The organism is Aliiroseovarius sp. D2-2 (genome assembly GCF_055809455.1).
On sequence record NZ_CM147913.1, the window covers coordinates 2,716,775 to 2,740,956 of the forward strand.

Sequence of the window (24,182 nt, forward strand, 5' to 3'; positions counted from 1 at the left end):
CCGGAAGAAAAAAATGCTCAAGATACTGGGGATACAGGCGTGGCGCATATAATTGTTGTCGGGAATGAAAAGGGTGGTGCAGGCAAGTCAACCATGTCCATGCATGTGGCGACGTCTCTGTCGCGCATGGGGCACCGTGTTGGCGTACTGGACCTGGACCTACGTCAGAAGACATTTGGCCGGTTCATTGAAAACCGAAAAGTTTCGATGGAACGTGCCGGGGTCGATCTACCAACCCCTGAATATCATGACCTTCCCGAGGTAGACGCCGCAGATCTGAAAGAAGGTGAAAATCCTTATGATCGCCGTCTGGCCATGGCCATTGCGTCGCTTGAAAACAGTCAGGATTTCATCTTGATCGACTGCCCCGGTTCTCACACACGCTTGAGCCAAGTGGCGCATTCGCTTGCAGATACGTTGATCACGCCGCTGAATGACAGCTTTGTTGATTTCGACCTTCTGGCCCATATCGATCCCTCTTCCGGCGATGTAACCGGACCCTCGGTCTATTCCGAAATGGTTTGGAATGCCCGCCAGCTGCGCGCAAAAGCTGGGCTGAAACCCGTCGACTGGATTGTTGTGCGCAACCGTCTTGGTGCTCAGATGATGCACAACAAGAAAAAGATGGGGGACGCGATCGAGGACTCTGTCGCGCCGCATCGGTTTCCGGGTTGCACCGGGCTTTAACGAACGCGTCATTTTCCGCGAACTTTTCACCCGTGGCCTGACCCTTCTGGACCTGCGCGACATTGGTGTCATGGGGCAGATGAACATCTCAAACGTCGCCGCACGACAAGAATTGCGCGATCTGATGAAGTCCCTGAAGCTGCCCGGGGTCGACGTGAAAATCTAACACCAACCCGTGGTGTTTTCGCTTTCCGCGAAAGCTGGTGACAGCTAGGCTCGCCCCATGTTGCGATACCTGATCACCCGCGCTTTGTCGCTTGGCCTAAGCCTTGTTGTCGCCTCACTGGTGATCTTCGCGATGATCGAGGTCATTCCCGGCGATCCGGCGTCCTTCATGCTGGGTCTAAACGCGCAACCAGAGACCGTCGCCGCGTTGCGCGACGAGCTTGGTTTGAACGGATCCCTGGTGACGCGATACCTAAGTTGGATCGGTGGTTTGATCACCGGTGATTTCGGCATCTCCTACACCTATCGTGTGCCCGTCGCCGAATTGGTTTTGGAGCGCCTGCAGGTCTCGCTGCCACTGGCGCTTTACGCTTTGACCCTTTCCACCTTCATTGCCATTCCCGTTGGCATGATTGCCGCCAGCCGGCGCGGAAACGGATCGGATTACGCCATCATGGGCGTGACGCAGCTGGGCATCGCAGTTCCCAACTTCTGGTTCGCAATGCTTCTGGTTTTGGTCTTTGCCGTCCAACTGCGCTGGTTTTCAGCAGGTGGATTTCCCGGATGGGATGAGGGGTTTGGCCCCGCAATGAAAGCACTGACCCTGCCAGCCATCGCACTGGCCTTACCGCAGGCCTCTATCCTTGCCCGCGTCATGCGGTCTTCGCTTTTGGATGTTTTGCACCAAGACTATATGCGCACCGCACGCGCCAAGGGGCTGAGCGTCGCGCAAGCCACCCGGCGACATGCATTACGCAACGCCTTCATCCCGGTTCTGACCATTATCGGACTACAATTCAGCTTTCTTCTGGCAGGCGCGATCATTATCGAGAACGTGTTTTTCCTGCCGGGTCTTGGGCGGCTGATCTTTCAAGCGATCACCCAGCGTGATCTTGTGGTTGTTGAAAGCGTGGTCATGCTGTTGGTTTTCGCCGTGATCCTTGTGACCTTCCTTGTGGATATCGCCTATGCGGTAGTCGATCCACGGCTCAGGAGGCGCGCATGACCCGTCTGCCCGCCCAGCTTCTGATCGGTGCCGCCCTCAGCGTCGTGTTGCTTGCGGCCGCTCTGATTTCATTCCTGTGGACACCCTATGACGTGACCGCACTTAATATCGCGGCCAAACTCGAGCCACCATCAGCCGAGTATCTGCTGGGCACGGACCATTTCGGCCGGGACCTTCTGTCCATGTTGATGGAGGGCGGACGCATCTCAATCGCCGTCGCCGTTTTGGCAGTGGGCATCGGCATGGGGGCTGGCGTGCCATTGGGCTTGGTCGCCGCCGCCAATCGGGGCGGATGGCTGGACGAATTGATCATGCGTGGCAACGACCTAATCTTCGCGTTCCCCTCGCTGGTCATCGCGATCCTGATCACGGCCACCTTTGGACCGTCAGCCACCAATGCCATCATCGCCATCGGCATCTTCAACATCCCCGTCTTCGCCCGTGTTGCACGCGGCGGCGCGCTGACCATCTGGACGCGCGAGTTCATCATGGCCGCACGCGTAGCTGGCAAAGGTAAGGCGCGGATCAGTGTCGAACACATCATGCCCAACATCGCCAACCTTCTGATTGTGCAAGGCACCATCCAGTTCTCGTTAGGCATTCTGGCCGAAGCGGGGCTGAGCTATGTGGGTCTTGGCGCCCAGCCGCCCACGGCCAGTTGGGGCCGGATGCTCGCCGATGCGCAGACCATGATCTACACCACGCCACGTCTGGCCATCGCGCCGGGATTGGCGATTGTTGCAATGGTGCTGGGTCTGAACCTTATGGGGGACGGGTTGCGCGACCTGCTGGACCCCCGCATCCGAAGGGCGCGCGAATGATCGAGATCCGCAACCTTTCGCTGTCAATCCATGACACACCCATCCTGCACGACGTGGACCTGTCCATCGCACCCGGTCAGGTGGTTGGGTTGGTGGGGGAAAGCGGATCGGGTAAATCCATGACGGCACTGGCCCTGATGGGGCTTTTGCCAGGCGGGTCCGCGACCTCAGGGCAGCTTCTGCTGGATGATCAGGATCTTTCAACCCTTTCTGAAGACGCGCTGTGCGCCATCCGCGGCCAACGCATCTCGATGATTTTTCAAGAACCGATGACGGCCCTGAACCCGGTGAAGACAATCGGGGATCAGGTGGCAGAAACGCTTCTGATCCACACGGACACGACCCGCTCTGACGCCCTACGCATCGCGGCCGAGAAGCTGACCCGCGTAGGTCTGCCGCAAGATCGCTTCCCGCTGGACCGATACCCGCACGAGCTGTCTGGGGGTCAGCGCCAACGCGTCTGCATCGCCATGGCCATCGCGCTGCATCCGGACCTTCTGATCGCAGATGAACCGACCACAGCGTTGGATGTCACCACGCAGGCGCAAATCCTCGATCTGCTAAAGGAACTGGTCGCGGAAGAGAATATGGGGCTTTTACTGATCACCCATGACCTTGCCGTGGTGGCCGGCATGGCGGATCATGTTGCGGTCATGCGCAAAGGGTATGTGGTGGAACAGGGCGAGACAGAAACGCTTTTTCGCACCATGTCCCACCCCTACACCCGGCAGCTTCTGGAGGCATCAGAACACCAGCCGGACGGACAAGCGACCGCACAGGAAAAACCGCTGCTGGAAGTCCGCGCCGCCGTGCGCGACTACCCTCTGCCCCGCACCCGCATCTTTGGCCCCGCCCCGCAGTTTCGCGCTGTAGACGGGGTGAGCTTCACGCTTAACCGGGGTGAGAGTTCTTGGATTGGTTGGGGAAAGCGGCTGCGGGAAGTCGACGCTGTCGCGCGCCATTCTAGGGCTGGAACCACTGCAAGCCGGTGAAATCCTGTTAAACGGTCAGCCCATCACGCCAGACATGGACCCTGCCCGTCGCACCGGGCTTCAGGTTGTGTTCCAAGATCCTTATGGCAGCTTCAACCCACGCTGGACGGTTGAGAAGCTGGTCGCAGAACCGTTTCATCTGTTGGGCAACCGACCCGATGACTGGCGCGGGCGGGTACGCCATGCGCTGGCCGAGGTCGGCTTGACCGAAGAGGCCATGACCCGCTATCCGCACGAGTTCTCAGGCGGCCAACGTCAGCGGATTGCCATTGCCCGTGCGCTTATCCTGCGACCCGAGCTGATTGTTCTGGACGAAGCAGTTTCAGCTCTGGACGTCTCTATCCGTGCAGATATTTTGGACCTGCTCGCAGATTTGCAGACCAAACACGGGTTGGCTTATCTATTCATCAGCCATGACCTTGGCGTGGTGCGATCCATCACCGACAGGGTTTTGGTGATGCGAGCGGGCAAGATCATCGAAGAAGGTGAAACAGAGACCGTTTTTGATGCTCCAACCCAAGAATACACCCGAAACCTGATCGACGCGGCACCGCAAATTCCGCCCGCGTGGAAGGAGGCCTAAATGCACAGTCTTTGGTTTAACTCGGAAGAGGTATTGATCGGCGGAACTTGGCAAAAGACCGACCAGACAATCGACGTCGAAGATCCGTCGACCGGGCAGTGTTTCGCCAAAATCGCACGCGGAACTGCCACACATGTGGGTGCCGCCGTTAAAGCAGCGCGCACCGCGTTGGACGGCGATTGGGGGCGAATGACCGCGACCGAACGTGGACGCATTCTGACCCGCATTGGACAATTGGTGGAAACTCGCATTGACGCGCTGACGGAAATGGAAGCGCATGATGTTGGCAAACCTATGACGCAAGCGCGCAACGACGCTGTCGCTCTGGCGCGCTATATGGAATTTTACGGTGGCGCTGCCGACAAGGTGATGGGCGACACCATCCCTTATCTGGACGGTTACACCGTTTACACTCTGCGCGAACCGCATGGGGTGACGGGGCACATCGTCTCGTGGAACTACCCGATGCAGATCATTGGGCGCTCTGTTGGCGCGGCGCTCGCTATGGGCAATGCCTGCGTGCTGAAACCCGCCGAAGAGGCCTGCCTGACAGCCCTCGCCTTCGCGCGGATTGCTGAAGAAGCTGGTCTGCCAAAGGGCGCTTTGAACGTGGTGACCGGCTTGGGCGAGGAAGCCGGCGCAGCCCTGTCCGCGCACCCAGACGTGGACCACATCAGCTTCACCGGATCCGTTCCTGTGGGCGGGCTTGTACAAGCGGCTGCGGCGCAAAACGTGGTGCCAGTTACGCTGGAGCTGGGTGGTAAATCGCCACAACTGGTTTTTGACGATGCAGACCTCGACGCGGCGCTTCCATTTCTTGTCGGGGCCTGCATTCAGAACGCAGGCCAAACCTGCTCGGCCAGTTCGCGCATCCTTGTCCAGCGAGGGGTCTATGACGATGTGGTCGCACGAATGGGCGCAGCCTATGACGCCCTGCGCGTGGGTACGGCTGAGGCTGATTTGAATGTTGGGCCACTGATCTCAGCACGACAAAAGGAAATCGTAGAAGGATTTTTGACCAAGGGTGATGACTTGAAAATCGCGGGCCAAGGTCAACTGGCAGAGGTGCCCAAGGGTGGTCATTTTGTTCCCCCGACCCTGTTTTCAGATGTGCCCCCCGACCACGCACTCGCACGCGACGAGGTCTTCGGCCCGGTGCAGGTTATCATCCCCTTTGATACTGAAGACGAAGCCGCGCAGATCGCCAACGCCACCGATTTTGGACTGGTCGCAAGCATCTGGACCGCAGATGGTGCACGCCAAATGCGGCTGGCCAAACGCCTACGTGCAGGACAAGTCTTCATCAACAATTACGGCGCGGGTGGTGGTGTCGAACTGCCCTTTGGTGGGGTTGGTAAATCCGGCCACGGGCGTGAAAAAGGGTTCGAGGCGCTTTACGGTTTCTCGCAACTCAAAACCATCGCAGCGAAACACGGGTAGACCATGAACACCCCACTTCGATTGTCCAATCGACATGCGCGTCACCTGTGGCTTTGGACCAACCTTTTATCCGACACCCCCACCGGATCGGTCGACTTGCAAGAGATGATCTGGCGGCTGGGCTTTGTCCAAATCGACACGATCCGAAACGTGACCCGAGCGCACAACCATATCTTGTGGAGCCGCAATCAGAACATACGCGAAAGCGAGGTATGGAAACGATTGCGTGCGCGCGAACTATTTGAACACTTCACACATGATGCCAGCCTGATCGACATGCGCGTGCTTCCCTATTGGAGACGCCAGTTTGACCGCTTGGGCGCTTACATGGGGCGGTCAGAGTGGTATCAATCCGGGTTGGGTCAGGAACAGATCGCCACGATCCGCGCGCGTATCGAAGCCGAAGGCGCGCTGTCCACTCATGCATTCGATACCAAGGCCGACAGCCGTGAAATGTGGGCACGCCCTCCGCACAAAAAAGCGCTGGATCAAATGTGGTATGCGGGCGATCTGGCTACCTGCCATCGGAAAAACTTCGTGAAGTTTTACGATCTAGGATCGCGCGTGTTTCCGCAGCATGATCCGGTCCCTGATTCAGATGCCGTTCACTGGCTGTGCGAAAATGCCATTGATCGCTTGTCTTTTGCAACTACCGGAGAGGTCGGGCGGTTTTGGGACGCCATGCCGGCGCGCGAGGCAAAGGAGTGGTGCAGCGCCGCCAGCCTGATACCGGTTGAAATCGAGACAGCTGACGGTGGCAGCTATCTGGCACACGCGCCTGCCGATATCGAAGCGCGATTGTCAAACCTACCCACCCCCACATCCCGCCTGCGGATCCTGAACCCTTTCGACCCAGCGATCCGTGATCGTGCGCGGTTAGAGAAACTCTTCGGGTTTGATTACCGAAACGAGATGTTCGTTCCGAAGGCGCAACGTCGCTGGGGGTACTACGTCTATCCCTTGCTGGAAGGGGACCGGTTTGTTGGCCGGGTCGAACTTAAGGCTGATCGTAAGACGGGCGTGTTGTCTGTGATCGGCTTCTGGCCAGAGCCGGGTGTGCAATGGGGGGCAGCACGACACAGAAAACTTGATGCAGAGCTTGCACGCTTTGGACGGTTTGCCAGCCTCTCTGCGACGGATTGGCAGGTTGGGCGCGGTTGACTTGCATGGGTCGAAAAATGGGCGCAATCTACACGAGGTCATAGGGAGAACGTGATGCGGCTTCAGGATAAAACGGCGATCGTAACCGGCGGGGCATCGGGCTTTGGTGCAGGCATCGTACGCAAATTCGCAGCCGAGGGCGCGCGGGTTCTGGTGGCTGATCTGAACGACGAATTGGCACGCGAGGTCGCGAATGAAGTCGATGGTACAGCCCATCATGTTGACGTGTCATCAAACGACAGCGTGGCCCAAATGGCGCGCGCTGCCCATGAACTTTGGGGCCATGTGGACATCGTGGTGAACAACGCGGGCATTACCCACTTGCCCAAGCCGATGGAGGAAGTGGATGAGGGCGAATTCGATCGCGTTCTGGCGGTGAACGCCAAATCTGTTTACCTGACCGCGCGCTATTTCGTACCGGGGATGAAAGCCGCAGGGGCGGGTTCCATACTGAACGTCGCGTCGACCGCAGGGCTAAGTCCACGCCCAAACCTGAACTGGTACAACGCTTCAAAGGGCTGGATGATCACCGCGACAAAGACCATGGCCGTGGAACTCGCCCCGCATGGGGTGCGCGTGAATGCGATCTGTCCCGTTGCCGGTGAAACGCCGCTTTTGTCCAGCTTCATGGGGGAAGACACGCCCGAGATGCGCGCAAAGTTCGTCTCGTCCATTCCCATCGGTCGTTTCTCAACCCCCGAGGATATGGGGAACGCCGCGTGTTTCCTGTGCTCGGACGAAGCCAGCATGGTCACAGGTGTGGCGATGGAAGTTGATGGCGGGCGGTGCATCTGATGAAACCCGGCGCCAAAAATCTTATCACCGATGTGGCGGGGCTGCGAGTGGGCAACGCGGAAGACAACACCATCAAAACCGGGGCAACCGTGCTGGTTGGCGATGCGCCCTTTACCGCCGCCGTACATGTGATGGGCGGCGCCCCCGGCACGCGCGAAACCGACCTTCTGGCCCCTGACAAACTGGTGCAACAGGTGGATGCGCTGGTGTTGTCTGGAGGGTCAGCCTTTGGATTAGACGCGGCCTCGGGCGTAGCAGATGCACTGCGCGCCGAGGGGCGTGGCTTCCAAGTCGGCGACCAACGCGTACCAATCGTGCCCGGCGCAATCCTGTTTGACCTGCTGAACGGCGGTGACAAAAACTGGGCCGAGAACCCCTATAAGGCTCTGGGTCGTGTGGCTCTTGGTTCGGCGGCGACCACATTCCCGCTTGGCAGCGTGGGGGCGGGCAGCGGGTCTACCACGGCCAACCTAAAAGGCGGGCTTGGATCAGCCTCGCTTGTGCTGGAGTGCGGCATCACCGTGGGGGCTCTGGTGGCAGTAAACGCCTTGGGATCTGTCACCATGGGCAACGGACCGGAGTTTTGGTCCGCCCCGTGGGAGATGAACAACGAGTTCGGCGGCCACGGCATGGGCCATCATGATCCAACCCATGAACCCCGCCCCGAAGCGCGCCTTGGTGAGAACACCACCATCGCGATCATTGCCACCGATGCGGATCTTACGCAGGCACAGGCAACGCGCCTTGCCACGGCAGCACATGACGGTATGGCGCGCGCCATTCATCCTAGCCACACGCCGTTTGATGGCGATCTGATCTTTGCTGCGGCGACTGGCGCGAAACCCTTGCCCGATCCGGGTTTTGATGCACTCCGATTGGGCCATGCGGCCACCACCTGCCTTGCGCGCGCCATTGCGCGTGGCGTCTATGCGGCTGGTCCTGCCGCAGGTGATACATTACCCTGCTGGGCAAATGCATTTAAACAAAAGGCCAATTGAGCGGCCATTTACTTAGGAGTTTAACATGTCTCATTTCGCCAAACTGGCCTTAGTCACAGCGCTTACGCTGCCTACCTTCGCGGCGGCTGATGAAGTCTCGGACACATTAAAAAGTGCGCTGACCGCCTATGAAGAAGGCGACGTTCAATATGCGCTGGAAGAACTGGAATATGCCAAGCAGTTGATGCAGTCGATGAAGACCGCCAACCTTGCAAAGTTTTTGCCCGAAGCCCCTGACGGCTGGACCCGCGAGGTATCGACCGAGGTGAGCGCTGGGATAGCTATGTTTGGCGGGGGCGCAGGCGCTGAAGCCACCTATAGCGACGGAAGCGAAGAATTCTCGATCACCATCATGGCCGACAACCCTATGGTTGGTGCGCTTTCTGGCATGATGGCCAATGCGGGCCTGATGGGCATGAAACTAGAGCGTGTCGGCCGTCTGAAGTACCTCAATCAAGATGGCGAATTGTCGGGCATCGTAGACGGACGCATTTTGATCCAAGCATCAGGCGCTGATCCAGAGGTGATGAAGCCGCTCCTGTCTGAAATTGACCACCGCGGGTTGGAAGATTTCGGGCGTTGATCCAGTCTTCTGAAATGCCAAGACCGCTCATATCTTGCGGTAAAATCTGAGAATCTTCGAAGAATTCATGCGCGGGCAAAGGAAGGCCCGCGCAACCCTCCAAAAAATGATCAAAAAAATGTATCCAATCGGGATGAATTTCGGACCTTGATGCGCTATGTCCGAATCCAAGAGGACCGGCGCGCTTGCGCCAAAACTACTTAACATGTTAACATCATGACATCACCGACCGGATCACCGATCCCGTCGGCACAGGATTTGGGAGAGATGACCATGGCTGCCAATGCCACCGAGCTCAAGAAGCTGCTGAAAGACCCCTCGCTAGTTGAAACCCGCGCCTATGTAAATGGTGAATGGATCGACGCCGATGATGGCGCGACCTTTGACGTGACCAACCCGGCCCGTGGCGACGTTATCGCTCAGGTGGCCGACCTGTCACGCACCGAAGTCGCCCGTGCCATTGAAGTGGCAGACAAAGCTGGTCGTGAATGGGCCAAGCGCACCGCCAAAGACCGTGCCAACATCATGCGCAAATGGTTTGAGCTGTTGATGGAGAACCAGGCAGATCTGGCTGTGATCCTGACATCTGAAATGGGCAAACCACTGGCGGAAGCCACGGGCGAGATCGCTTATGGCGCCAGCTTCATCGAATGGTTCGGCGAAGAGGCCAAACGCATCTATGGTGAAACCATCCCCGGCCACCAACCTGACAAACGTCTGATGGTGATCCGCCAGCCGATCGGTGTTGTCGCCTCGATCACCCCGTGGAACTTTCCCAACGCAATGATCACCCGCAAATGTGGTCCGGCCATCGCCGCCGGTTGTGGTTTTGTCGGACGTCCGGCAGAGCTGACCCCGCTTTCCGCCACCGCTCTTGCCGTTTTGGCCGAACGCGCTGGCATCCCTGCGGGCGTCTTCAACATCGTGCCCAGCTCGCGCAGCTCGGACATCGGGAAAGAGTTCTGCGAGAACCCGCTGGTGCGCAAACTGACCTTCACCGGATCAACCAATGTGGGCCGCATCCTGCTGCGTCAGGCCGCTGATCAAGTGCTGAAATGCTCGATGGAACTGGGTGGTAACGCACCCTTCATCGTCTTTGACGACGCTGATCTGGACGCCGCCGTGGAAGGTGCCATCGCCTGTAAGTTCCGCAACAACGGCCAAACTTGCGTCTGCGCCAACCGGATTTACGTGCAGGAAGGCGTCTATGATGACTTCGCCGCACGTTTCGCCAAAGCTGTATCGGCCCTGCCCGTCGGTGACGGTCTGAACGAAGGCATCGCCCTTGGCCCGTTGATCTCGGACGCCGCAGTCCAGAAAGTGCGAGAGCATGTGGCCGACGCGACGTCGAAAGGTGGCGAAGTGATCCTTGGCGGTAAGGAGCACGAAAACGGCGGCCTGTTCTTCGAGCCGACGATCATCAAAAACGCCTCCCGCGACATGGACGTCGCGACCGACGAGACCTTCGGCCCAATGGCACCGCTGTTCAAGTTCAAGGACGAAGACGACGTGATCGCACAGGCCAATGACACGATTTTTGGTCTGGCGTCTTACTTCTACGCCAACAACCTAAGCCGCGTTTACAAAGTGGCCGAAGCGTTGGAATACGGCATCGTCGGCGTGAACACTGGCATCATCTCGACCGAGACCGCACCGTTCGGCGGCGTGAAACAGTCGGGCCTCGGCCGCGAAGGTTCGCGTCACGGGATCGAGGATTTCCTTGAGATGAAATACATCTGCATGTCGGTCTGATCTGACCTACAGAATGAACAGGAAAACGGAGGGGCGACCCTCCGTTTTTTTTGACCACCGTTTGGGTTGCCTTCGAAGCACCGGCGTGCTCCAACTTTCCTCAATTACGAGTTGAGGGGTGAATGCCTTCCATGAGACCGACATTCTTATTTCTAATGTCGATACCGATCGCCATTGTTGGCTTTCTGGCACTAAATGCAAATGGCGTGTGTGTAAGCGAATTGCATAGATATTCCGATTCTGAGATTGCTAAACTGGCGGAAACGCCGGCATTTATCAGCTATCGCGCCTACACCAGATCACCAGCTGCAGATGAATACCAGGGCAAGAACCATGTTACCTATGAAACAGTAGAGGACTTCGTTCAAAACAATCCCGACTGTTGCAAGGTGATTACGCCCGAGGAGCCGGAATGGAGAGCGGAACGTGAGGTTCAGGGTTGGATCAGAAACGAAGGTCGGTTTCGCGCATGGGTACAGCTGAAAATGGACGCCGGAAATGGCTTCATCAAGACGAACTGGAATGTTGTCGACAACTGTGGGAACTTTCGTGGAAGCCTGTACTAATTGCAATCTGCCTAGGTTCCGAAATCAGCGGCCAGTCACCGGCTGGAAAGACCAACTTCGAAAAAGCTCATTTCCCCGCCAAGGATTGACCTTCGGGCCGCGTCTTACTCTATGTGAAGATGATGACGGAACAGGATGAACAGCTGGCCCTTGCGGCCGCGACGGGGGACAGGGCTGCGTTCGCGGCCCTTCTGTCGCGCAATTATGATCGGCTTTTTGCGTTCACCTATCGCCTCACTGGCAATCGAACGGATGCCGAGGTACCTGACGCAAGATATCTGCGCAGCCCTGCCCGCCAAACTGCGAAGCTTCCGGGCGGATGCGCGCTTTACGACTTGGCTTTACCGTGTTGCCGTGAACGCAGCCCATGATCGCCGCCGTCGCACCGCCACGCATGCCAAAGCTGCAGATGGTTGGGGCGATTGGGAGGTTAATCGGCGCGAGGCGATCCGTGAGGAAGCCGAGGCGCAGGATTGGTTAAGCCAAGCCATGACCGCCCTGCCCGATGAATTGCGCGATACCGTCGCGCTGGTTTTGGGTGAAGAACTGACACAAGCCCAAGCAGGCGAGGTATTGGGCCTGTCTGAAGGGACAATCGCCTGGCGGATGTCCGAAGTGAAGAAACGCCTGCGTGAAATGCGGGCAGAGGAGGACGCGATATGAGCGACGATCTTGACGATCTGAAGGCCGCCTTGCGCGCGGCCCCGCCTGCGCCAGAGCCTTCGAAGAAAGAGGTCGATCTGGCACTTGCCATGAAAAATTTCGACGACTTCCAAGGATCGCGATCTGACGCGCGTCCTACTTCCGAGGCCCCAAGATTTGGGGTGATTGGAAAAGGAGTTTCGAAAATGCTGAACGCTTTGAATACACGCGGTGGATTGTCCGCAACAACTGCGATTGTCGCCGTTGGATTTGCAGTTTTTGTGGTCATGCCAAATGCTGATCAGGTGGAAATGCCAGAGGTGACGATGATCCCGACACCGACGGTCGAAGAGGTGCTGCGCGAGCGTGAGATTGCTCCAGAGCCTGCACCTGAAGCCTTGGGCAAGCTTGCCCAACAGCCTGCTCGTACGCGGGATGACACGTCCGCCCAATTGCGTTCTCAAGCTGGCCTGGAGGCTCCGGCAGTGATTGCCGAACCCCCGCTAGGGGCCAACGCGTCAACTTTTGCGGACAGCGAAAGCTTCATCATCCACGAGGTCGCACCGGATGTCCTTCCGATGCCAACCGATAACAGTGGTGAAGAATACGCCAACGAAGCCCCATCACCCCTAAAAATCACCGCGGAAGAACCCGTTTCGACCTTCTCGATCGACGTGGACACGGCGAGCTATGCAGTTGTGCGGCGAGATCTAAAATCGGGCTACATGCCCAATCCAGATGCCGTACGGATCGAGGAGATGGTGAATTACTTCCCCTACGCCTATCCCGCCCCCGAAGGCCTGCATCCCTTTGCGCCGACGGTCTCGACGATGGAAACCCCATGGAACGCAGGCACGCAATTGGTTCAGATCGGTATTCAAGGCGACGTGGTTGATGAACGCCCGCCCCTGAACCTCGTCTTTTTGATCGATACATCCGGGTCGATGTCAGACCCCGACAAACTGCCACTTCTGAAGCAAAGCTTGCGGATGATGCTGTCTGAACTGCGTCCCGAGGATGAAGTCGCCATTGTCGCTTACGCTGGCAGCGCGGGCGAGGTTTTGGAGCCGACCAAAGCGGCTGAGCGTACCACCATTCTGGCAGCGCTGGACCGGCTGGATGCTGGTGGCTCAACCGCCGGGGCTGAGGGGATCGAACTTGCTTACCAAGTCGCCGAACGGATGTTTGACGACGGCGAAGTGGGTCGGGTTCTTTTAGCCACGGACGGAGATTTCAACGTCGGCATTCACGATCCAGATCAGCTGAAAGACCACATCGCCAAGAAACGTGACACAGGCACATATCTGTCGATCCTTGGCTTTGGGCGCGGCAATCTGGACGATGTAACCATGCAAGCGCTGGCCCAAAACGGCAACGGTCAGGCCGCCTATATCGACACGCTGGGTGAGGCACGCAAGGTGCTGGTCGATCAGCTGTCCGGCGCGCTATTTCCACTGGCAGATGACGTCAAAATCCAAGTGGAGTTCAACCCCACACAAGTCGCTGAATATCGCCTGATCGGCTATGAAACCCGCGCGTTGAAACGCGAGGACTTCAACAACGACAAGGTGGATGCGGGCGAAATTGGTGCGGGTCACCAAGTGACCGCAATCTACGAGGTCACCCCGGTTGGGTCCGATGCCGTGCTGACCGACGCGCTGCGCTATGCGCCAGAGGCCGTCACCACCGACAACGAGGAGCTTGGCTTCCTGAAGCTGCGCTATAAGCGTCCGGGGGAAGATATCAGCACTCTAATCGAAACCGCCATTACTGCGGGCACTGGTGATGCGGGTACCGAGCAACAGTTTGCCGCCGCAGTCGCCGGCTTCGGGCAGCTTCTGCGCGAAGATAAGTACCTTGGCGATTGGACATACTCTGACGCGATCAATCTGGCCAACGGCGCGAAGGGCGATGACCCCTATGGTTACCGCGCCGAGGCGGTCACGCTCATGCGGTTGGCCGAAAGCCTGTCCAACTAGGACAGTACAAACACACGATCGAGATGGCGTTCTTCTCGGTTGGTGGGAACAAGCAAGAGGGGACTCCGGTTCCCTCTTTTCATTTATGACCCAGACTGATCGGTGTTGCGCCCACGCCTCGGCCATATCAATTCAAGTATCGTGGCAATCGCCAAGGGATAAGCAAGAATGGTGATAGCCATGCTCCATCGTTGAGACATGCCAAGCGCGTTCAACAGGAAATCAATGCTGAAAGGCTCTAGCACGCGTAACAGATCGAGCACCACAAATGGAAGAAAGGTCCACAAAACGATCTGGCCAACCACTATATCCCGCAGCCGTAGGTTTTTGTTTGGATCTGCACTCAATTTCTGTGACCTGGCTCAGATTTAATTGCGAACGTTCCTAACACAGATAGTGGTTGCTGGTTTCGACGCAAGCCTCACATGAACACGATACTATGAGACTTGACCCGCCTCACACCCCATCCTACCTTCCCCATCGCTGCCCCTGCCGGGGTGGCGACATTCTCAGGGCGGGGTGAAATTCCCCACCGGCGGTAAAGGAGCGTTATGCGTTCCAAGCCCGCGAGCGGCCCCTTTCAAGGGGTGACAGCAGATCTGGTGCAACTCCAGAGCCGACGGTTAAAGTCCGGATGGAAGAGGATGGTCTAAGGCGCGCGGCGTTTCCGTGTGCCTTGTCCTTCTGCCTTGGGTCAACGCGTAAGGAAGAAAGGACACTACGCAATGGCTCATCAGCTTACTATGACCGCGCCTGTGAAGGCGGCTGGTTTGATGGTTCTGGCAGGCGCAAGTTTCGCTGTCGTGAACACGGCCCTTCAAGGGGCCACAATGAAGATGGGGGCGTCCGCGCCTTCGGTCACTTTTTGGCAATATCTGATTGCATTGGGGTTCTATCTGCCTTGGGTGTTTCGGCACCGTGCTGCGGTGATGAAGACCTCTCAGATTTGGTTGCAGGTTCTACGTGTGGCTTTGGCCGCCGGGGGCGTACAACTTTGGACGCTTGGGTTAGCACACGTGCCAATCTGGCAAGCCATTGCGCTGATCCTGCTGTCACCCTTCTTTGTGACGCTTGGCGCAGGTCTGATCCTACGCGAGCATGTGTCGGTCCATCGTTGGGGCGCAGTTCTGCTGGGCATCATCGGTGGTGCGATTATCTTGGAGCCTTGGTCGGATCGCTTTCAGTTGACCGCCTTGTTGCCCGTTGGTGCAGCGGGTTTGTGGGCTGCAAGCTCGGTCGTGACGAAGTTCCTGACCCATCGTGACAGCACAGAAACGATCACGATCTACCTACTGCTGCTGCTCAGCCCGATCAACGCCGGGTTGGCCCTTAGCACTGGGTTCACATTGCCTGCCAATGCGATCTGGTTGGTGGTGGGTGCGGGGCTGGTGACGGCCTTTGCCCAGCACGTTCTGGCACGCGCCTATTCCATGGCAGATGCCGCATACCTACAACCCTTCGATCATCTGAAACTGGTGTTCAATGTGGTGCTTGGTTTCGTCGTGTTTGGCTTCTTGCCCACAGGGTCAATGTGGGTCGGTACGGCCATCATTCTGGCGGCGAGCTTCTGGCTGCTTGAGCAAGAACGACGTCAGCCCGCTTAAAAAAAAGGGCGCGGATATCCCGCGCCCTTCGTATCATTGGTCACATCGGCTTAGGCTTCGATCGCCGTAGCCTCGACGTCATGTTTGCCAGCAATCTCGATCCGGCGGGGTTTCAGTGCTTCGGGCACTTCGCGCACGAGGTCGATATGCAGCATGCCGTTTTCATGGGCCGCGCCCGACACACGGACGTGATCGGCCAGATGGAAGCGACGTTCAAACGCGCGGGTGGCAATCCCACGATGCAGATAGGTGCGTTCGTCTTCTTCAGCTTTCTTGGCCGATACGAACAGGGCTTTATCGCGCAGCTCTACCGAAAGCTCTTCATCAGTGAACCCGGCGACAGCGACGGAAATGCGCCACGCATCTTCGTCCGTTTTTTCAATGTTGTATGGGGGATAGCTGTCACGGCTGACGTCATTTGTCAGAACCCGGTCCATCAGATCAGCAATCTGGTCGAAACCAACAGTGGCACGGTATAGGGGCGACAGGTCAAAATTACGCATTGGGTGTCCTTTCACAAAGCGACATACATTAGCGCCTTCCCTTCTGGGACAGGCAGTTCACGGACCCGCCAGGCGGCATCCGTAGAATAAAGATATGTGGGATTTTTCCGGGTTCAAGCCCTTCAGGGCTTTACAAAGCGCGCGCCGCCACCGCTTTTCTGTCCAACCCCAATGCGTCGCGACTTCACAGTTGATCCGCCAACCACGCCCCGGCCTGCACGCAGAGCCTGCTTCACCTCGGACAAGCGCGCTGGCAGCATCATACCAAGCCCGGCTTTCTTACCCCGATAGTTCGTGACGGCCGAAACCAACGACACAATCCGTGGACGTCGCCCGGATGTGTTGAAGACCGGAGCCCCAGAGGATCCAAACCAGATATCACAATCAAAAATGATAAGCTCTGTGTCCCGATCAATGACTGCGCATCGTGCTTCGCGCGACAGGGCATCAGCGCGCCCACGCGCATAGCTCACAACTGAAAGGTTTTGTTCTTTGCGCGACAAGGGCTCTACGGCAAAGGGCGCTGCAACTGCTGTGGAGATTGGGTTTGCCAACTCCACCAGGCCGATGTCGTAGCGAATATTGCGAAAGTCCGGGTTCGGCCCGGTATCGTAGCTAGGATGCATCACAATCCGCTTGGCCGCACTTGCTGCCACATGCCGACCGTCCCGCAAACCAGCCCGAAACTTGAGGCCATCAAGTGATCCCGCCGCAACTGCATCTTCTAAACAGTGCGCAGCCGTTAAAACCAGATCACTGGCGATCAACACACCCGAGCAAAATCCCCCGGGCATATCGAGCCGCCCAACCGCTTCCAATCCAAGAAGATCACTGCGAAGGGTCAGACGTTTCAACGCGCCACCCTCTTGCGCGAAAAGGGAGTGGGACAAAAGAAATAGCGCAACAAATGATGAAAGAATCTGCTTCATATAGGACAGAGTACTAGGGCCGGACGAACTTGGCACCCCCTGCCCCCGCAGCGCCAGATCCCAACTGTTTGACCTTCGGTTTCTGCACGGTCTCAACTCGGGTAAAAACACCGTCCCCGGCTGCTAACATCTCGTACATCTCGGCCAATGGGGTTTCCAGATCGGTTCCAAGAGACACGGGAATGTCGCGCACCATGGCCTTGGCCGAGATCACTGAAACAATCCGCGGCTCTCCGCCTTCCAGTACGAAAACCGGAGCGCCGGAAGATCCGAAATCAACAGTGCAGCTTAGAATCAAGGCACCGCCCTGACGTGCCAGTACTTTGCATGTCTCCTGCAATGCTGGGCTTTCCGTGCGATCATGGGCATAGGATACCACGCCGACCTCGGCCCCTTTGCGGGGGCGCGAGAATGTCTTGAAGGGCTTAACAGACATTTTGCGAATTGGGGTGTCGAGCTCCAACAGTGCAAGGTCTTCGGCCACTCGGGTTGGATTTTCGGAAGGGGTGAACTGGTAACCCGGATGAACAACTGCACGTTTGACTCCACGATAGGCGGATGCGCGCCCTCCTCGCCAGCCGGCCAGAAATTCGATCTCGGACAACTTGAACCGCTCGCCGGTATCACGATCAAACAGACAATGCGCCGCTGTCAGAACCAGGTTTTCGTCGATCAACGAACCCGTGCAGAAGCTGCCGCCGCCAATATTCAAACGACCAACGGCTTCCCAGCCCTTGCTGTCATCCCCCGTCATCAGGGTGCGCAAAGGTGAAGGGTCAGATGCCCCCAAAGGACCAGCCAGCCATAAGGCTGCGACCAGTAGTGCCAAAAAATGTTTCATACTCAACTGCCTTAGTCGGGGCGGTTGATCCACCCTCTCACACATGTTTACGGCGAAAATTGGGGCGAGAGAAAGGAATTTTATCCATGCGGCGTCAATTTGCGCGGCTGTGGCCCCCCTGTTGCCCAATCGAGCAACTCAACCGTATGCACAACAGGAATGCCCGTACCCGATCCGATTTGCATCATGCAGCCGATATTGCCCGCCGCGATGATCTGGGGTGTTTTGGCTTCCAGATTGGTCACCTTACGGCGCTTCAGCTCTTGTGAAATCTCGGGCTGCATCAAGTTATAGGTCCCGGCAGACCCGCAGCACAAATGGGGATCTGCGGGCTCTACCACCTCAAAACCGGCTTGTTTAAGAAGGGTTTTGGGATGCGTTTTGATCTGCTGGCCGTGTTGCAGGCTACAGGCGGAATGATATGCCACCCTCATGCCAATGTCGGCTTCGGGCAAGTCCAATTCCATCAAAAGCTCGCTTACATCGCAAGCCAGTTTGGACACGTCTGCCGCATCTTCGGCAAGCGCGGCATCGTTTCGGAACATATACCCGTAATCTTTAACCGTGGTGCCACAGCCAGAGGTGTTGATGACGATCGCATCCAGCCCCTCTGCCCGCTTTTCACCCATCCAGGCATGGATGTTGGCAGCAGCCTGCGCATGGCTCGCGTCTTCTTTGCCCATGTGATGAGTCAGCGCGCCGCAGCAACCCATACCCTTTGCCACGACAACTTCGCAGCCCAACCGCGTCAGAAGCCGGATGGTTGCGTCGTTGATATCGGTGTCCAGCGCCTTCTGCGCACACCCTGTCAGAAGTGCCACACGTTTTTTGCGCACGCCCTTGGCCGGAAAAACCTGTGGCTGATCATTCTGCGAGGCGCGCGGCAGCTTCGGCGGTGCCATCTCCAACATCGCCGCAAGCCTTGGATCGGGCATGAACTTGCGCAAGGGCCGCATAAGCCGCGCGCCCTGCATCGCAAGCCGGAACCGGCCCGGATATGGAATGATCTGCGCCAGCGTCCAGCGCAACACACGGTCAAACAAAGGACGTTTGTAGGTTTTTTCGATATGCGCGCGGGCATGATCGATCAAATGCATGTAGTGCACGCCGGATGGGCAAGTCGACATGCAGGCCAGACAAGACAGGCATTTGTCCACATGTTCGACGGTTTTCTTATCAGCAGGCCGCCCAGCCTCCAGCATGTCCTTGATCAGGTAGATGCGGCCACGCGGGCTGTCCAATTCGTCGCCCAGCACCTGATAGCTGGGGCACGTCGCGGTGCAAAATCCACAATGCACGCAAGAGCGCAGGATTTCATTGGCGCGCTTGATTGCGGGATCGCGCAACTGTTCCTCGGTGAAATGGGTTTGCATAGATCAGGCTCCCATCAGACCGGGGTTAAGAATGCTGCGTGGGTCAAACTTTGACCGCAACCCTTGGGTCAGCCGCGACAACACCGGGGACAACGGTTGAAACTTTGGCACTTCTAGTTCGGTATCGCTATGGATAAGTGTCGCATGCCCGCCAACCCGTGCAGCACTCTCCTGAAGGGCGCCGTGCAATGCGGAATGATCCACATCCCCTCCGGCCCAAACCCAGACCCGTCCACCACCCCAATCGTAGCTGTATAATACGTCAAACCGATCCGAAGATCCCGGCCATAACCGGCGCTGCATCACTTGGTTTCAGAGACAATTGCCAAAGCGCCCCACCTGCTCCACGCACCGTTTGGGAAAAGGCGACCATCTCGCGCTCAGCTTTCCAGCCCTCTGCGCTGTCCGAGATCATCACCTCGCCAAAGCGCCCGAACAGCTCTTTCAGCTTCTCAGCACGATATCGGGTCGAGGCCTCAAACCCCTCGACGCGGACCATTGTAAACGGCTCTTCTTCAATACAGGCTGGGGCATGCGCGGCCCCGGTCACATCGAACGGGGACCCCAGCGCCGCCGACATGGCCGAAATTGCGTCGTCGTCACTTAGCCCCGTAATTCCGACGGTCATCACATGCTCGGGCATTGGCAAGACCTTCAGGCTGACCTCGCTTAGGACACCAAGCGTGCCCCAACTGCCTGCCATCAGTTTCACCAAGTCGTATCCGGTCACATTCTTCATAACCCGACCACCGTTTTTCAGAATTTGTCCCTGCCCGTCGACAAATCGAACACCAAGCAGAAAATCCCGCGCCGCACCGGCCTGCACCCGCCGCGCACCGCTTGCATTGGTCGCAATCACCCCACCGATGGTCGATGCGCCTTTCGCACGCGTGACACCTGCCAAATCATAGGGTTCAAAGGCCAGCATCTGGTTCTCTGCCCTCAGAACGGCGTCGATTTCGTCCACGGGCGTTCCCGCCTTGGCCACCAACGTCAACGCGCCTGGTTCATATAGCGTGATGCCGGAAAGCGCCGAGGTCGACAGTTCCTGCCCCTTTGCCGCCTGTCCAATGGGCCGCGTGCCGCCGCCTATGATCCGCAATGGGCCATCGGTCGCGCGCACCAGATCAGCCAGCTCCTGCTCGCTTTGAGGGATCAGTTTTGTCATCCGCGCCGACCTTCCGAGGCTTCAAGGGGGAACACCTTTGCAGGGTTCAAAAGCCATTTTGGGTCAAACACGTCTTTCACGGCCATTTGGATTTCAAGATCCTCAGCTTGGTATTGCTTGGTCATCAGATCGCGTTTTTCCACGCCAACCCCATGTTCACCGGTCAGGCAGCCACCGACCTCGACACAGAAGGACAGAATATCAGCTCCAAACGCCTCGCATTTCTCAAGATCACCCGGCTTGTTGGCATCAAACAGGATCAGAGGATGCATATTTCCATCGCCTGCGTGAAACACATTCCCCACGTCCAGACCGTATTCTTTCGACATCTCACCAATCCGTTTGAGAACACGCGGCAGTTCAGATACCGGGATCGTGCCATCAAGACACATGTAGTCATTGATCTGCCCCATTGCGCCGAAAGCTGACTTACGCCCCAGCCAAATTTTGGCGCTTTCATCTGCAGATTTGCTTTCACGCACCTCCACCGGGTTGTGGGCCTTGGCGATCTCTGTGATGCGGGCAAGTTGGTCGTCAATCTCAACGTCAGAGCCTTCGACTTCGATGATCAACAACGCCTCGCAATCGGGATAGCCAGCGCCTGCAAAGGCCTCGGTCGCGCGAATGCAGGGGCGGTCCATGAACTCGATCGCTACGGGTAGGATGCCTGATTTGATGATGTCGGACACGCAGTGCCCTGCGACTTCGTTGCTATCAAAGCCGATCAAAACGGGGCGCGCACCTTCGGGTTTGGGTAGGATACGCAACGTGGCTTCCGTCACGATGCCCAGCTGCCCTTCAGAACCGCAGATTAGTCCAAGCAAATCCAGCCCAGCGGCATCCATATGTCCGCCGCCGATTTCAACCACTTCGCCATCGGCCATGACCATTGTCACGCCAAGCAAATTGTTGGTGGTCACACCGTATTTCAGACAATGCGCCCCGCCGGAATTCATCGCGATATTGCCCGCGATGGCACAGGCCAACTGGCTGGAGGGGTCGGGCGCATAAAAGAACCCATCTTCCTCAACAGCCCCGGTCACCGCTAGGTTCGTGCGCCCAGCCTGCACGCGAATGATGCGGTCTTCATAACTGGTCTCTAACACATCCGTCATACGGGCAACGCCAAGAATGACGCTGTCTGCGGTTGGCAACGCGCCTCCTGCAAGGGAGGTGCCCGCACCACGCGGTACAACCGGCACGCCTTCCTCAAAGCAGATGCGCATGATGGCCGAGACCTCGTCGGTCGACGCTGGCAGCACAACGCAAAGTGGGGGACATTTGTAAGCGGTCAGTGCGTCACATTCATAGGCGCGGGTCTGGATTGGGTCATGCACGACAGCACCTTGGGGCAGCGCGGACTGAAGCCGGGCCACGATTTGGTCCTTCCGCGACAGAATACTGTTGTTTGGTGCAGGCATCTGCATGGCGCATACCTCGTAACGTTAATTGGTAAAAAAATATAACCAATTTATCACCCCCGACGCAAGCGAGAATCAAAGTGATTACGGGGCGGGCTGCTTTCGGCTTCTCCCCTCAAGCAGCCACGCGGCGATTAGTGCCAGCGCCGCAAGCGTCAGAAACAAACCCGCAGGCGCAAGTGGGCGCAGGCGAATAGCAGTTGTGACATAGGCCTCTTGCGGCGTGTACCCCAGCCAACCACGGCCGTGTGCAGGACGCCCAACGCGCACTGATCGAAGCGCGGGGATGCCGTCTTCAATCCGACGCGCAGCCCCGCCAGTGGCGGTCAATACTGGCAGTACAAGATCGCTACGTGCCAGTGGATTGCTGAACTCTTCCGAAGTTGCGGCCCCTCGGACGACGACAGTGGATAAACTGTCTTGGGTCACCCGAAACAGCCCTGTGGCGTCGGTCGCAAGAGCCGCTTCAAACACGCCCAAATCAGCGCTCGGCATCAACTCGACTGGGATTTCTTCGCCGGAAGGCGTCGTCACCACAACTTCGGGCAGGTCGGATTGCATGGTGTTGCGCTTTAACTCAAGGCCAGCCTCGGTTGCGCGCGCGGAAAGGGCTTCCTCTTCCAATTCTGGCTCGCGCATCAACCAATGTGCCAGCCTGCGCAGAAGCTCCAATTGCGGACCACCACCTTTATGGCCGCGCGCCCAAAGCCAAGCGTGGTCCGAGGCCAAAAGCGCCACCCGGCCTTCGTCACTGCGATCGACCACCAACAGCGGGGATCCGTTCGTGGCGGAAAGGATCACGTGGCCCCGATCAGGTTCCACTTCGACATGTCGCATCCACGGTCCCCAACCGCCTTCGGGCGCGTGGCGTAAAAGGTCACGGGTCACCGGGTGGCGCAGACCATCATCTGTCACATCTGGCAAAAACGGCTCTTCGAACAGACGCCCTGTTGGCGTGGCGGGCAAGATATCTGCCAGCCCGGAACGCGCGATGCTTTCAGCGGTCGCAAGGGATGGCCCAGCGGCAATCAAAACCGCACCACCCCGTCGAACGTAATCGCGTACGCTGTTCAGATAACCGCCAGGCAGAATGCCACGTAATTGATAGCGATCGAAGATGATCAGGTCGAACTCGTCAATCTTGTCGATGAACAATTCTTGCGTTGGGAAGGCGATCAAACTTAGCTCGCTTACAGGCACGCCATCTTGCTTATCGGGTGGGCGCAAAATGGTGAAATGAACCAAATCCACGGCACTGTCTGATTTCAGCAAATTGCGCCACGTGCGCGTTCCGGGATGTGGCGTGCCCGAGACCAGAAGAACCTGCAAACGATCCCGAACGCCGTTCAGCTCGATCACGACCTCATTGTTGCGGCCTGTCAGTTCACCGTCTTCAACCGGTAAGGTCACATGAATTAAGTTGCGGCCAGCATGATCCAATGTCAGGGGAATTACGACTTCCCGTCCATCAATCACCGGGATTTCTCCAATCGCTTGCCCGTCATGTGAAACGCTTAAGACAGCGGGAGGCAGCGCATCTGGACGGGCGCCTAGCGTTTCCATTTTCAAGCGCAGCTCAACCTCTTCTCCCAAAATGGCAAAAGCGGGTGCTTCCACGACACTTAGCCGCCGATCCCAATCGCTGTCTCGACCCGTAACCAACGCGTGTAAAGGGACTGACAGACCCGGAGCGTTTTGCAGATCGTGCACCACGCCATCGGTGATCAAAACGACACCCGCCAGACGGTTTACAGGAAGCTCGGCCAGCGCCTGTTTCAACGCTGTCATCAACCGGGTTTTTTCATCTGCTTCCGTATCGCTTGGTGGGGCAAATTCCGACAGGTTGCGAACCAACGGCTCAAGCGAGGGACGGGCCGCGATTTGTGCCAATACACCATCGCGCGCCTGAGCCGTTTGCATCGGCCGATCCGACAGAGACTGCGATGCGCTGTCATCCACAAGGACCAGAAACAAGTCAGACAATGGATCACGGTCTTCTTCCTGAAGCGAAGGCCCGCACAGAGCTACCAACACGATAAGTGCCGCCACCGCCCGCAATACCCAGCCCGAAAGCCCGCGCCAAAGGGCCACGCCTATTGACACCACCACCACCGCCGCAAGCACGCCAATCAATGGCCAAGGCAGTCCGGGGGCGAACTGAAGGGACATCGCA

The 24,182-nt window shown here is 57.6% G+C and carries 17 protein-coding genes, 4 pseudogenes and 1 riboswitch; of the genes and pseudogenes, 14 read left to right on the forward strand and 7 right to left on the reverse strand.

What is annotated here, in order from left to right; genetic code table 11:
* The first annotated feature begins 39 nt into the window (after window positions 1-39).
* The 14 genes and pseudogenes from AC0L6A_RS13400 (at window position 40) to AC0L6A_RS13465 (ending at window position 15,774) form a co-directional block, all read left to right on the forward strand.
* Window positions 40-853, forward strand: a pseudogene (locus AC0L6A_RS13400) (division plane positioning ATPase MipZ).
* Between the two features lie 57 nt (window positions 854-910).
* On the forward strand, window positions 911-1,858 hold the full coding sequence (locus tag AC0L6A_RS13405) for an ABC transporter permease (RefSeq protein ID WP_473290735.1): 948 nt from the start codon (window positions 911-913) through the stop codon (window positions 1,856-1,858).
* Complete coding sequence (locus AC0L6A_RS13410; RefSeq protein ID WP_473290737.1) at window positions 1,855-2,679, forward strand: ABC transporter permease; 825 nt, start codon at window positions 1,855-1,857, stop codon at window positions 2,677-2,679. The genes AC0L6A_RS13405 and AC0L6A_RS13410 overlap by 4 nt, the downstream gene beginning before the upstream one ends.
* Window positions 2,676-4,254, forward strand: a pseudogene (locus tag AC0L6A_RS13415) (ABC transporter ATP-binding protein). The gene AC0L6A_RS13410 and the pseudogene AC0L6A_RS13415 overlap by 4 nt, the downstream one beginning before the upstream one ends.
* Window positions 4,255-5,694: an aldehyde dehydrogenase family protein gene (locus AC0L6A_RS13420; protein ID WP_473290739.1), complete on the forward strand. Its 1,440-nt coding sequence runs from the start codon at window positions 4,255-4,257 to the stop codon at window positions 5,692-5,694. It begins immediately after the preceding pseudogene.
* Between the two features lie 3 nt (window positions 5,695-5,697).
* Window positions 5,698-6,855: a winged helix-turn-helix domain-containing protein gene (locus AC0L6A_RS13425; protein WP_473290741.1), complete on the forward strand. Its 1,158-nt coding sequence runs from the start codon at window positions 5,698-5,700 to the stop codon at window positions 6,853-6,855.
* A 54-nt stretch (window positions 6,856-6,909) separates the two neighbouring features.
* Entirely contained in the window at window positions 6,910-7,650 is a 741-nt protein-coding gene (locus tag AC0L6A_RS13430; protein ID WP_473290743.1) for an SDR family oxidoreductase, read from the forward strand.
* A complete protein-coding gene (locus AC0L6A_RS13435; protein WP_473290745.1) occupies window positions 7,650-8,648 on the forward strand; it encodes a P1 family peptidase in 999 nt (332 codons plus the stop codon). Before AC0L6A_RS13430 ends, AC0L6A_RS13435 begins: the two co-directional genes overlap by 1 nt.
* Before the next feature lie 25 nt (window positions 8,649-8,673).
* Complete coding sequence (locus tag AC0L6A_RS13440; protein WP_473290747.1) at window positions 8,674-9,231, forward strand: hypothetical protein; 558 nt, start codon at window positions 8,674-8,676, stop codon at window positions 9,229-9,231.
* A 273-nt stretch (window positions 9,232-9,504) separates the two neighbouring features.
* Entirely contained in the window at window positions 9,505-10,983 is a 1,479-nt protein-coding gene (locus AC0L6A_RS13445) for an NAD-dependent succinate-semialdehyde dehydrogenase (protein WP_473293496.1), read from the forward strand.
* A 155-nt stretch (window positions 10,984-11,138) separates the two neighbouring features.
* Window positions 11,139-11,549 (forward strand): hypothetical protein, encoded by a 411-nt coding sequence (locus AC0L6A_RS13450; RefSeq protein ID WP_473290749.1) that lies wholly within the window; start codon window positions 11,139-11,141, stop codon window positions 11,547-11,549.
* Between the two features lie 122 nt (window positions 11,550-11,671).
* Window positions 11,672-12,212: pseudogene (locus AC0L6A_RS13455) on the forward strand (RNA polymerase sigma factor).
* Window positions 12,209-14,170, forward strand: coding sequence for a vWA domain-containing protein (locus tag AC0L6A_RS13460; RefSeq protein WP_473290750.1), 1,962 nt, complete (start codon window positions 12,209-12,211; stop codon window positions 14,168-14,170). Before AC0L6A_RS13455 ends, AC0L6A_RS13460 begins: the two are co-directional and overlap by 4 nt.
* A gap of 501 nt (window positions 14,171-14,671) precedes the next feature.
* Window positions 14,672-14,820, forward strand: a riboswitch (FMN riboswitch).
* 75 nt (window positions 14,821-14,895) lie between these two features.
* Window positions 14,896-15,774 (forward strand): DMT family transporter, encoded by an 879-nt coding sequence (locus AC0L6A_RS13465; RefSeq protein WP_473290751.1) that lies wholly within the window; start codon window positions 14,896-14,898, stop codon window positions 15,772-15,774.
* A gap of 50 nt (window positions 15,775-15,824) precedes the next feature.
* On the opposite strand, the gene AC0L6A_RS13470 is transcribed toward AC0L6A_RS13465, so the two are convergent.
* The 7 genes and pseudogenes from AC0L6A_RS13470 to AC0L6A_RS13500 form a co-directional block, all read right to left on the reverse strand.
* Window positions 15,825-16,277 (reverse strand): Hsp20 family protein, encoded by a 453-nt coding sequence (locus AC0L6A_RS13470; protein ID WP_473290753.1) that lies wholly within the window; start codon window positions 16,275-16,277, stop codon window positions 15,825-15,827.
* 122 nt (window positions 16,278-16,399) lie between these two features.
* On the reverse strand, window positions 16,400-17,206 hold the full coding sequence (locus AC0L6A_RS13475) for a trypsin-like serine peptidase (RefSeq protein ID WP_473290754.1): 807 nt from the start codon (window positions 17,204-17,206) through the stop codon (window positions 16,400-16,402).
* Between the two features lie 13 nt (window positions 17,207-17,219).
* Entirely contained in the window at window positions 17,220-18,047 is an 828-nt protein-coding gene (locus AC0L6A_RS13480; RefSeq protein WP_473290755.1) for a trypsin-like serine peptidase, read from the reverse strand.
* Between the two features lie 80 nt (window positions 18,048-18,127).
* Window positions 18,128-19,420 (reverse strand): glycolate oxidase subunit GlcF, encoded by a 1,293-nt coding sequence (glcF, locus tag AC0L6A_RS13485; protein ID WP_473290757.1) that lies wholly within the window; start codon window positions 19,418-19,420, stop codon window positions 18,128-18,130.
* 3 nt (window positions 19,421-19,423) lie between these two features.
* Window positions 19,424-20,579 (reverse strand): annotated as a pseudogene (locus AC0L6A_RS13490) (FAD-binding protein).
* A 5-nt stretch (window positions 20,580-20,584) separates the two neighbouring features.
* A complete protein-coding gene (locus AC0L6A_RS13495) occupies window positions 20,585-22,015 on the reverse strand; it encodes an FAD-linked oxidase C-terminal domain-containing protein (RefSeq protein ID WP_473290758.1) in 1,431 nt (476 codons plus the stop codon).
* A 78-nt stretch (window positions 22,016-22,093) separates the two neighbouring features.
* Complete coding sequence (locus AC0L6A_RS13500) at window positions 22,094-24,178, reverse strand: DUF7408 domain-containing protein (RefSeq protein ID WP_473290760.1); 2,085 nt, start codon at window positions 24,176-24,178, stop codon at window positions 22,094-22,096.
* Window positions 24,179-24,182: the final 4 nt, after the last annotated feature.